Here is an 11,238-nt window from a genome sequence, read left to right as displayed (position 1 = left end):
TTTAAAAAGCAAAAATAGCGTTTAAAATCACACGGATAGGAACACCCTGTCGTTTTACGTTCCCGCTCTGTACGCAAAGTTGCTTTTTTGCACAAAAATTTAACAATTGTCTAATTTTTAGCACATTAATCTGCTGTCTCGAAGAAATTACTAATATCATTTCGATGATCCGACAGCAAGCGCCAGAGAATGATGTGACAAAAATAACAGTGATGAGGGGAGAAAAACAGTCTGACGAGATAGAATAAAAACAACTAACAATATGATAAATATAAAATAAAATCATTATCAGCAAAAGTTATCGCTTGCCATTTATAGCAACGACAGGGATAAGTTTTGCTAATAATCTTTCAAACGCGAGGCTCAGCGCCCCGCGTCTGCTGCGTCAGTCACCCTGTTAATCCAGGAAACAGCGCTTTAATCCCGGTGACGATAAACTCGATCCCTAAAGCCATCAGCAACAGACCCATGATACGCGTAATGACGTTAATTCCGGTCTGCCCCAGCAATCTGACCAACCATGGGGCCATGCGAAAGATTCCCCAACAACAGGCGGCAAACAGCGCAATGGCGATTGAAAAACCGATCAGATGGGCAATTGAGTGATAACGCGTGCCCCACACGATCGTGGAACTTATCGCCCCCGGCCCCGCCATTAAAGGCAGCGCTAACGGTACGACACCGATGCTTTCACGAATGGCCGTCTCCGACTTTTCCTGTTTGTTTTGTTTATCCTCGCCGAGTTTCCCGCTGATCATCGACATGGCGATAGTCACCACCAGGATCCCCCCCGCGATACGGAAAGAATCAATTGAGATGCCGAAAATTTGCAAGATTCCATCACCGAGGAAAAGCGAGGTAAGGAGGATGATAGCCACCGACAGGTTAGCCGTCAGATTCGTCTTATTACGTACCAGCGCCGTCTGATAACTGGTCATACTAATGAAAACCGGAATGATGCCGACCGGATTGACCAGCGCGAACAGGCCGATAAAAAATTTAAAATAAACAGCGAAATCAAACAACGGTAGGGTCACAGTGAACTCCGCAGCACCATTAAAAAAGGCTGTTGACAGCGTCAGTACGAATTAATTTGGCAGAAGATACCCTTTTCATAGCCACAATTCATCTCAAATATGCAGCCGCGGCTGATTGATTTTATTTGTTATATATTTGTTTAATGTATGCGCTTTATTCATTAAATATGCATACCTTATCACTCCTCATGATTTAACTGGTCAATTATTGCCCTGCTGAAAGGTATCAGCATCGCCAAATATTGATCCAAATCACGTAATTCATACTCAGAAGTGAGTAATCTTGGCTACACCAACAGAGTGAAAGGCCGAAGTACCTGAGTGCGTAGTAAGACAAAGCTTTTTTAGTAAATCAGTGTGTTCAAAGCGTTAGAAATCTTTACGTTAACATTTACATGCAAGCTGTTAACAGCCTGTCTATAATGTCGAATCGAGCTACTGTTTTACTAAAAAAGTTTAACATTATCAGGAGAGCATTATGGCTGTTACTAATGTCGCTGAACTTAACGCACTTGTAGAGCGCGTAAAAAAAGCCCAGCGTGAATATGCCAGTTTCACTCAAGAACAAGTTGATAAGATCTTCCGTGCCGCCGCTCTGGCCGCTGCAGATGCTCGAATCCCTCTCGCAAAAATGGCCGTTGCCGAATCCGGCATGGGTATTATTGAAGATAAAGTGATCAAAAACCACTTCGCCTCCGAATATATCTACAACGCCTATAAAGATGAAAAAACCTGTGGCGTCCTGTCTGAAGACGACACTTTCGGTACCATCACCATTGCTGAACCAATCGGTATTATTTGCGGTATCGTCCCGACTACCAACCCAACCTCAACGGCAATCTTCAAATCGCTGATCAGCCTGAAGACGCGTAACGCCATCATCTTCTCTCCGCACCCGCGTGCTAAAGACGCAACTAACAAGGCGGCGGATATTGTATTGCAGGCGGCGATTGCCGCAGGCGCGCCGAAAGATTTGATTGGTTGGATCGACCAACCTTCAGTAGAACTGTCTAATGCATTGATGCACCACCCTGACATCAACCTGATCCTCGCCACCGGTGGCCCAGGTATGGTTAAAGCCGCTTATAGTTCTGGTAAACCAGCTATCGGCGTTGGCGCAGGCAACACGCCGGTTGTCATCGATGAAACTGCCGATATTAAACGCGCAGTAGCGTCCGTACTGATGTCAAAAACCTTCGATAACGGCGTTATCTGTGCTTCTGAACAGTCTGTCGTCGTCGTTGACTCTGTATACGATGCCGTTCGCGAACGCTTTGCCAGCCACGGCGGCTACCTGCTGCAGGGCAAAGAACTGAAAGCGGTTCAGGACATTATCCTGAAAAATGGCGCGCTGAACGCGGCTATCGTTGGTCAGCCAGCGGCAAAAATCGCCGAACTGGCGGGCTTCACCGTGCCGGCCACCACTAAGATTCTGATCGGCGAAGTTACCGACGTTGACGAAAGCGAACCGTTCGCTCACGAAAAACTGTCCCCGACGCTGGCAATGTACCGTGCGAAAGATTTCGAAGACGCGGTCAATAAAGCAGAAAAACTGGTCGCCATGGGCGGTATCGGCCATACCTCTTGCCTGTACACCGACCAGGACAACCAGCCGACTCGCGTGGCCTACTTCGGCCAGATGATGAAAACCGCGCGTATCCTGATCAACACCCCGGCTTCTCAGGGTGGTATCGGCGACCTGTATAACTTCAAACTCGCACCTTCCCTGACTCTGGGTTGTGGTTCCTGGGGTGGTAACTCCATCTCTGAAAACGTTGGTCCGAAACACCTGATCAACAAGAAAACCGTTGCTAAGCGAGCTGAAAACATGTTGTGGCATAAACTTCCGAAATCTATCTACTTCCGTCGTGGCTCACTGCCAATCGCACTGGATGAAGTGATTACTGATGGTCACAAACGCGCGCTGATTGTGACTGACCGCTTCCTGTTCAACAACGGTTATGCAGACCAGATCACTTCCGTATTGAAAGCGGCTGGCGTAGAAACCGAAGTATTCTTTGAAGTTGAAGCTGACCCAACGCTGACCATCGTGCGTAAAGGCGCGGATCTGGCCAACTCCTTCAAACCAGACGTAATCATCGCGCTGGGCGGCGGTTCCCCGATGGATGCAGCCAAAATCATGTGGGTCATGTATGAGCACCCGGAAACCCACTTCGAAGAACTGGCGCTGCGCTTTATGGATATCCGTAAACGTATCTACAAGTTCCCGAAAATGGGCGTCAAAGCCAAGATGGTTGCCATTACCACCACTTCCGGTACCGGTTCTGAAGTTACCCCGTTCGCCGTGGTAACCGACGATGCAACTGGACAGAAATATCCGCTGGCCGACTACGCGCTGACTCCGGATATGGCGATTGTCGATGCCAACCTCGTCATGGATATGCCGAAGTCTCTCTGTGCCTTCGGTGGTCTGGATGCCGTAACTCACGCCCTGGAAGCTTACGTTTCCGTACTGGCCTCTGAGTTCTCCGATGGTCAGGCTCTGCAGGCGCTGAAACTGCTGAAAGAGTATCTGCCGGCCTCTTACCATGAAGGTTCTAAGAACCCGGTAGCCCGCGAACGTGTGCACAGTGCCGCCACTATCGCTGGTATCGCGTTTGCTAACGCCTTCCTGGGCGTGTGCCACTCAATGGCTCACAAACTGGGCTCGCAGTTCCACATTCCGCACGGTCTGGCAAACGCCCTGCTGATCTGCAACGTTATCCGCTATAACGCGAATGACAACCCGACCAAGCAGACCGCATTCAGTCAGTATGACCGTCCGCAGGCTCGCCGTCGTTACGCCGAGATCGCAGACCACCTGGGCCTGAGCGCTCCGGGCGACCGCACTGCTGCGAAAATCGAGAAACTGCTGGCATGGCTGGAAAGCCTGAAAGCTGAACTGGGTATTCCGAAATCTATCCGCGAAGCCGGCGTTCAGGAAGCTGACTTCCTGGCTCACGTTGATAAGCTGTCTGAAGACGCCTTTGATGACCAGTGCACCGGCGCTAACCCGCGCTACCCTCTGATCGCCGAGCTGAAACAGATTCTGCTGGATACCTACTACGGTCGTGACTTTGTCGAAGGCGAAGCTGCGGCTGTGAAAAAAGAAGCTGCTCCAGTCAAAGCAGAGAAAAAAGCGAAAAAATCCGCTTAATTCACGGCATTGATATGAACGAAGCCCCATCTATTGATGGGGCTTTTTTTATTTTCATACTTTATTAACGTTTGCCTACAGAAGTACAAAAGACAATAAACCTGGTAATATCTGAATACAGGAACCGATTCCATAAAAGACAACAGGCGCCATATAGGCGCCTGAAGGTAATGAAATTAAAGAATTATTCGCAGTGACGCAGCTTACTTTGCACCTGGGTTAACGAACCGATATTCAGCGCCTCTTTATAATGCTTACGACAGACGGAAACGTAGCGCTCATTACCGCCAATAACCACCTGCTCCCCCTCATTGTACGGGCGCCCTTCCTGATCAAGACGTAAAACCATGCTTGCCTTTCGCCCACAGAAGCAAATCGTTTTTAATTCAACCAGCTTATCTGACCATGCTAACAAATACTGACTACCGCTAAATAACTCACCGCGAAAGTCCGTACGCAATCCGTAGCACAATACCGGGATATCGAGCTCATCCACCACTTCAGAGAGCTCGTGGACCTGTTCACGGGTCAAGAACTGGCTCTCGTCCACCAGCACGCAATGAATGGGCTGGCGGGCATGCTCCGACGCGATATCGGCATATAACGACGTCTGAGGATTATACAGCCGCGCCGGCGAAGAGAGCCCGATTCGCGAGCTCACTTTGCCAGAACCAAAACGGTCGTCAATTTCAGCGGTATAAACGACGGTACGCATCCCTCGTTCCTGGTAATTGTACGAAGACTGCAACAGCGCAGTAGACTTACCGGCATTCATTGCAGAATAGTAAAAATAAAGTTGTGCCATCGGCTGCGTAACCCCAATCAATGTGTTTTACCGCGCAATTGTATCATATATTACCGAGCCGACCGTGCTTTCACAGGGGGTATTGCTGGCAGGCTGATAATGCTTTACAAAAAATGAAACGGCCAGCTAATGAATAGCGTCAGGCACCACCGTCGCCGCGCCAGCGGATACAAATCATTGTCGTTTTGTGCTTAAACCGCCATTCTCCGGACAACTATAATGGGTTTTGGCCGCCAATTTATATTAAGCATCACCGTAACTAATGCGCTAAAACTGAAGAGCGATATTTATCCACGTGAAGTATAAATTTACTCTCGAAACGCGGGAAAATCATCCTGACTCATGGTTTTAGCGCCAGTGCGTATGCTTAAGCTATAAGCGAGAAGATGTGAGGTCGCGCGAAAATTTAACTTAAATTATTTAATCAACCAGACAAATAACAAGTAATTTTGAATTCCTTACATTCTCCCCTATTGCACATCTGATTTTATCGCTCTATTATTACTTCAACAAACCACCCCACAATATAAGTTTGAGATTACTACAATGAGCGAAGCACTTAAAATTTTGAACAACATCCGTACTCTTCGTGCGCAGGCAAGAGAATGCACCCTTGAAACGCTTGAAGAGATGCTGGAAAAATTAGAAGTTGTTGTTAACGAACGTCGCGAAGAAGAAAGCGCCGCTGCTGCAGAAATTGAAGAGCGTACTCGTAAACTGCAACAGTACCGCGAAATGCTGATTGCTGACGGTATTGATCCGAATGAACTGCTGAGCACCATGGCGGCAGTTAAAGCTGGCACCAAAACTAAACGTGCTGCACGTCCGGCTAAATACAGCTACGTTGATGAAAACGGCGAAACTAAAACCTGGACTGGCCAGGGTCGTACTCCGGCAGTCATCAAGAAAGCAATGGATGAGCAAGGTAAAACACTGGACGATTTCCTGCTCTAATTAGCTTTATGCTTGATATAAAAATCCCGCTTCGGCGGGATTTTTTTTATCGCTACGCGCTAAAGTATCAGGCATAAAAAAACCGGATCGCTATCAGGCGACCCGGTTGTTCTGGCGACGAATATTACTTCGCGACAGCTTGCTCAAGCCAGGCTTTAAAGTCTTCGCCCAAAGTCTTATGGCGAACGCCATATTCTACGAAGGCCTGCATATAACCGAGCTTATTACCGCAGTCATGGCTTTTGCCTTTCATGTGGTAGGCTTCCACGGTCTCTTTCTCGATCAGCATATCAATAGCATCAGTCAGCTGAATTTCATCGCCGGCTCCCGGAGGGGTTTTAGCCAGCAGCGGCCAAATATCGGCGCTCAGTACATAACGGCCGACAACCGCCAGATTAGATGGCGCGACGTCTGCCTTCGGCTTCTCAACAACGCCAACCATCGGCACGCTTTCACCAGGCTGCAGGCTTTCGCCTTTGCAATCAACAACACCATAAGCCGTAACGTCATCAACTGGCTCAACCATGATCTGGCTGGCGCCCGTTTCGTCAAAGCGAGCAATCATTTCCGCCAGGTTATCACGGGTCAGATCGGACTCATATTCGTCCAGAATAACGTCCGGCAGAATAACCGCAACCGGCTCGTCGCCGACAACGGGATGCGCGCACAGCACCGCATGACCCAGACCTTTAGCCAGCCCCTGACGTACCTGCATGATGGTAACGTGCGGCGGACAAATAGACTGAACTTCTTCCAGAAGCTGACGTTTTACACGTTTTTCCAGCATCGCTTCGAGTTCGAAGCTGGTATCGAAATGGTTTTCAATAGAGTTTTTCGAAGAGTGTGTCACCAGAACAATTTCAGTAATCCCAGCGGCGATACATTCGTTAACAACATATTGGATTAATGGTTTATCTACCAGTGGCAGCATTTCTTTCGGAATAGCCTTGGTGGCGGGTAGCATCCTGGTGCCTAATCCCGCTACCGGGATAACAGCTTTTCTTACTTTAGAATTAAGGGCAGCCATTGAAATCTCCTGGACTGTTCGTTTTTTGAACTTAATCGTCAATAAATAACGCATCGAGTATATCAGTCTGATCAGTTAAACCTGGTCTGAAAAGGTTTGGATACCCTCGAATTAGGACTTTTACGCATAAAACGCAGTGATAGTACCACCGGAAATGTAGGCCCGGTAATCCCACCTACTAAAAATAGATAGAATTGTTCATTCTGCAGACAACATCAGTCGTAAACGTCCCCCCGCGCCCCAAATTTGGCACTGCCATGAAGTACAGCGCTGGCTAATTTGGTTGAGGTATGCGTTGCCCAACGTTCCTAACGGAACGCCGTTACTAATTTGAATTTTATGCTCACCGGTATTCAACGTGCCGTTAAGACCTGCAGAAACCAGAATCAAATTTTTTAATCCGCTGTGATAATAACCAACCAACAATGGGAATTGACCTGGTAAATTGGCCTGGCGGAGTAATTGGTTAACTTGTTTTAACAATGCGCCCATTTCCGGCAGGCGCTGCCCCTGATGAGCGAGCTGTTCTTGCAGCAAGCCATTAAACAAAGCACGTAATAATAATGCAGCCAGAACGCCATTATCACCGGCACGGGTAACATCCAGGCAATAAAACGCCAGATCGTTTTCTGATAACGGCGCAATATCCAGCACCAGCCCCGGTTTATCTGCAGAGATAAGCTGGCGGTAATGAATGCGACAATGAGATATCTCCTGCTGTACCGGCGGCTGAAGCTCCTGCAATAACCTTGACGCCGCCAGGGGATCGCTAACTAACGCATCCCAGTCTTCAAATAATCGCTCTTCCTCTTCTACTCGAGAACTAAACATTGTCGGGTAGAGACATGCATACACCGTTTCACGCAGGCGATTAAAATCTTTTACCGGCTTCAGTAAGACGTCCTGCACGCCAAGACGCAGCGCTTTGGCAATGTCCGCCATGTTTTCGGTCGCGGAAATCATCAAAATAGGAAGTTGTTCACCCTGGTTGCGAACCTGTTCAACCAGCTCCAGGCCGTTCATCCTCGGCATCGAGATATCGCAAATCATCAGATCCGGTTTCGAAATCGCGATTTGCTGCAGCGCCTCAATGCCGTCTTCCGCCTGGCGAGTCGTCGCTCCCAGTGAAGTTAGCCAGCTATCCAGGAGAGAGCGGAAAACGGGTTCGTCTTCTACTATCAGAATCTGTTTTCCCGCCAATGGCTGCGTCATGTTCTCTCCCCTGGCTGACGATAATTAAATAGTGGCACGCTATTCACGCTATCGCCTGTCAGAATTTACTTAAGTGTTGGACAAGTGCGCTACGCGGAAGTGCGCACCAAGGGTAATAATTCATCCATTTTTTTCTCAACGGCCAGCTGTCCTGCGGCCATCGCTTCGCCAGCACGATGAAAATCGAGAGTGGATATTTGCGGACAAAACGGCTGTAGCAGGATATCTGGCGGATCGCCTGCCATACGATTACGTTTCAGGCGGTTTTCCAGCACCTGAATCGAGGTGGACATAATCTCCATCGCCGTGGGGGTTATTGTCGCACGACGAGAGCTCATTCTCCCCAACCGTGATCGCAGGCGGGAATGCCAACTTAGCTCTTCTATCGGCTCCGGACGCGGCGATTCGATTGATAACAGGTCCTGCTGCATAAGATGGGCGTCATGCTGGAGGTCGACGGCAATCACAATATCCGCCCCCAAGGCTCGCGTTAGCGAGACCGGAACCGGATTGACCACCGCACCATCTACCAGCCAGTAGCCGTTATGCATCACCGGCGACATCAGGCCCGGCATACTACAAGAAGCGCGGACCGCCATGTGCAGGTCACCTTCCGTAAACCATAATTCACGCCCGGTGCTCAGGTTAGTCGCCACGGCGGCAAAACGACGTTCGCACTCTTCGATTTGCGCAACGGGCATAATTTGCCGGTATTGATTGAACACCCGCTCGCCGCGTAACAAACCGCCGCGCCGCCAGGAGAGATCCATCAATCGCAGCACATCCCAGTTGCTAAAGGAGCTAACCCACTTTTCCAACGCAGGGAGACGATTGCAGGCGTATGCCGCACCGACTAAGGCACCAATAGAACATCCTGCCACTACATCGACATCAATTCCTGCCCGATGCAGCGCTTTTATCACGCCGATATGCGACCAACCGCGCGCGGCGCCAGCCCCTAGCGCTAAACCAATCTTCAACTTTCTCATTAGTACAGATACATATCCTTCCACTCTGAGCATGACATTAGCGCCATCGCTCAGTTAACATAATGCAGGTTGGCGCTCTGGCGCCGTCATTCTTTTCCATGGAGGCGATTTTGTCGCAATTATGCCCCTGTGGCAGCGCTCTCGAGTATAGCTCATGTTGCCAGCGATATCTGGACGGCGGTCAGCTAGCGCCGAGCCCGTCACAGCTGATGCGTTCCCGCTATAGCGCATTCGTGATGAAAGATGTCGATTATTTAATCAAAACCTGGCATCCGACCTGTGAAGCGTCACGTTTTCGCACCGATATTGAAAAAGGCTTTGCCAATACGCAATGGCTCGGCTTAACCGTTTTCGCCACCGATAACGGACGTAATCCCGACGAAGGCTTCGTCAGTTTTATCGCACGTTTTACTGAAGATAACCGCCCCGGCGCGATTATTGAACGTTCCAGATTCTTAAAAGAAAACGGACAGTGGTACTATATTGACGGCACCCGGCCATTAATTGGTCGTAATGACCCCTGCCCTTGCGGTTCAGGTAAAAAATTTAAAAAATGCTGCGGCCAATAAGGCCCGGCATCAGCAATTGCAAACACAACAGGATTTCCCCCGCGATGCATTCATTACAACGTAAAGTACTACGCACCATTTGCCCTGATCAGAAAGGCCTCATCGCGCGTATCACGAATATCTGCTACAAGCACGAGTTAAACATCGTGCAGAACAATGAGTTTGTCGACCACCGTACCGGTCGTTTCTTCATGCGTACCGAGCTCGAAGGTATCTTTAACGACGCCACTCTGCTGGCCGACCTCGATAGCGCGCTGCCGGAAGGCTCAATCCGTGAACTCAATCCGGCCGGCCGTCGCCGGGTGGTGATTCTGGTCACTAAAGAAGCGCACTGTCTCGGCGATCTGCTGATGAAAGCCAACTACGGTGGGCTGGACGTCGAGATCGCCGCGGTTATCGGCAACCATGAAACGCTGCGCACGCTGGTGGAACGTTTCGATATTCCCTTTGAGCTGGTGAGCCATGAAGGATTGAGCCGCGAAGAGCACGACCAGCAGATGGGCGATGCGATAGCCGCCCACGATCCGGACTACGTGGTACTGGCAAAGTACATGCGCGTGCTTACTCCGGCGTTTGTCGCTCGTTTCCCGAACAAAATCATTAATATTCACCACTCGTTCCTGCCGGCGTTTATCGGCGCGCGTCCGTATCACCAGGCCTATGAGCGCGGCGTGAAGATCATTGGCGCCACCGCCCACTATGTGAATGATAATCTGGATGAAGGCCCAATCATCATGCAGGACGTGATTCACGTCGATCATACCTATACCGCCGAAGATATGATGCGCGCGGGCCGTGACGTTGAAAAAAACGTCTTAAGCCGTGCGCTATATCAGGTACTGGCGCAGCGCGTCTTTGTTTACGGCAACCGGACGATCATTCTTTAATCAACAGCGAAATGAATTGGTTAGCTTTACGGCGTTACGCGTAAAAATCAGGCAACCAGTTTAATTTTGTCAAAGGAATGCTTTACAGGGGCGCGTCATTTGGTATGATGCGCCCCGCTTCCCGAGAAGGGAGCAGGCCAGTAAAAAGCATTACCCCGTGGTGGGGTTCCCGAGCGGCCAAAGGGAGCAGACTGTAAATCTGCCGTCATCGACTTCGAAGGTTCGAATCCTTCCCCCACCACCATTCATTTTGCTGAATAGCCTACAATTTGATTTTACCCCTGGTGGGGTTCCCGAGCGGCCAAAGGGAGCAGACTGTAAATCTGCCGTCATCGACTTCGAAGGTTCGAATCCTTCCCCCACCACCATCTCTCCTTGTAATACCCAGCTTAATCTACCTACGATATTCTATATTCTGCCCTACGGGGAAGGATGAGAAGCTTCGACCAAGGTTCGACTCGAGCGTCAGCGAGAGAACGTTGCCGCAGGCAACGGCCCGAAGGGCGAGGCGCTTTAGCGCCGAGTAATCCTTCCCCACTCCTGTTGCACTCTCTTCAGCCACCTGTTCTGCTATCTCCTCGCTCGCGCTTCGCTTAGCGAG

The 11,238-nt window shown here is 49.7% G+C and carries 9 protein-coding genes, 2 tRNA genes and 1 other RNA gene; 7 read left to right on the top strand and 5 right to left on the bottom strand.

Going from position 1 to position 11,238, the window contains the following annotated elements; genetic code table 11:
* Window positions 1-389 precede the first annotated feature (389 nt).
* Window positions 390-1,037 (bottom strand): YchE family NAAT transporter, encoded by a 648-nt coding sequence (locus PGR29_RS11795; RefSeq protein ID WP_045397549.1) that lies wholly within the window; start codon window positions 1,035-1,037, stop codon window positions 390-392.
* A gap of 478 nt (window positions 1,038-1,515) precedes the next feature.
* Between PGR29_RS11795 and adhE the strand changes: the two genes are divergently transcribed.
* The gene (gene adhE / locus PGR29_RS11790; RefSeq protein ID WP_087857943.1) at window positions 1,516-4,194 is read left to right on the top strand and encodes a bifunctional acetaldehyde-CoA/alcohol dehydrogenase; all 2,679 of its coding nucleotides are present in this window, start codon (window positions 1,516-1,518) and stop codon (window positions 4,192-4,194) included.
* A 184-nt stretch (window positions 4,195-4,378) separates the two neighbouring features.
* Here adhE and tdk read toward each other — a convergent pair whose 3' ends face one another.
* Window positions 4,379-4,999 carry a thymidine kinase gene (gene tdk, locus PGR29_RS11785; protein ID WP_045397553.1) on the bottom strand — a complete coding sequence of 207 codons (621 nt, stop codon included), beginning with the start codon at window positions 4,997-4,999 and terminating at the stop codon, window positions 4,379-4,381.
* A 546-nt stretch (window positions 5,000-5,545) separates the two neighbouring features.
* On the opposite strand from tdk, the gene hns reads away from it, so the two are divergent.
* Window positions 5,546-5,953, top strand: a complete 408-nt coding sequence (gene hns, locus PGR29_RS11780; protein WP_004103116.1) for a histone-like nucleoid-structuring protein H-NS — start codon at window positions 5,546-5,548, stop codon at window positions 5,951-5,953.
* 124 nt (window positions 5,954-6,077) lie between these two features.
* On the opposite strand, the gene galU is transcribed toward hns, so the two are convergent.
* The 3 genes from galU to rssA all read right to left on the bottom strand — a co-directional run bounded on the left by galU (window position 6,078) and on the right by rssA (window position 9,181).
* Window positions 6,078-6,980, bottom strand: coding sequence for a UTP--glucose-1-phosphate uridylyltransferase GalU (galU, locus tag PGR29_RS11775; RefSeq protein ID WP_045397556.1), 903 nt, complete (start codon window positions 6,978-6,980; stop codon window positions 6,078-6,080).
* A 198-nt stretch (window positions 6,981-7,178) separates the two neighbouring features.
* Complete coding sequence (gene rssB / locus PGR29_RS11770; RefSeq protein WP_087857945.1) at window positions 7,179-8,192, bottom strand: two-component system response regulator RssB; 1,014 nt, start codon at window positions 8,190-8,192, stop codon at window positions 7,179-7,181.
* A gap of 89 nt (window positions 8,193-8,281) precedes the next feature.
* Window positions 8,282-9,181 carry a patatin-like phospholipase RssA gene (gene rssA / locus PGR29_RS11765; protein WP_045397562.1) on the bottom strand — a complete coding sequence of 300 codons (900 nt, stop codon included), beginning with the start codon at window positions 9,179-9,181 and terminating at the stop codon, window positions 8,282-8,284.
* A 110-nt stretch (window positions 9,182-9,291) separates the two neighbouring features.
* Between rssA and PGR29_RS11760 the strand changes: the two genes are divergently transcribed.
* From PGR29_RS11760 to PGR29_RS11740, 5 genes are all read left to right on the top strand, one after another.
* Complete coding sequence (locus tag PGR29_RS11760; protein ID WP_045397568.1) at window positions 9,292-9,750, top strand: YchJ family protein; 459 nt, start codon at window positions 9,292-9,294, stop codon at window positions 9,748-9,750.
* A 44-nt stretch (window positions 9,751-9,794) separates the two neighbouring features.
* A complete protein-coding gene (purU, locus tag PGR29_RS11755) occupies window positions 9,795-10,637 on the top strand; it encodes a formyltetrahydrofolate deformylase (RefSeq protein ID WP_316424566.1) in 843 nt (280 codons plus the stop codon).
* A gap of 159 nt (window positions 10,638-10,796) precedes the next feature.
* Window positions 10,797-10,881: transfer RNA gene (locus PGR29_RS11750), tRNA-Tyr, on the top strand.
* 39 nt (window positions 10,882-10,920) lie between these two features.
* A tRNA-Tyr gene (locus PGR29_RS11745) sits at window positions 10,921-11,005 on the top strand.
* Between the two features lie 43 nt (window positions 11,006-11,048).
* A non-coding RNA gene (locus PGR29_RS11740) (RtT sRNA) lies at window positions 11,049-11,181 on the top strand.
* Window positions 11,182-11,238 lie beyond the last annotated feature (57 nt).

Source organism: Klebsiella sp. 141203, from assembly GCF_032601985.1.
Lineage (GTDB): Bacteria > Pseudomonadota > Gammaproteobacteria > Enterobacterales > Enterobacteriaceae > Klebsiella > Klebsiella aerogenes.
This window is presented reverse-complemented; position numbering and strand designations above follow the sequence as displayed.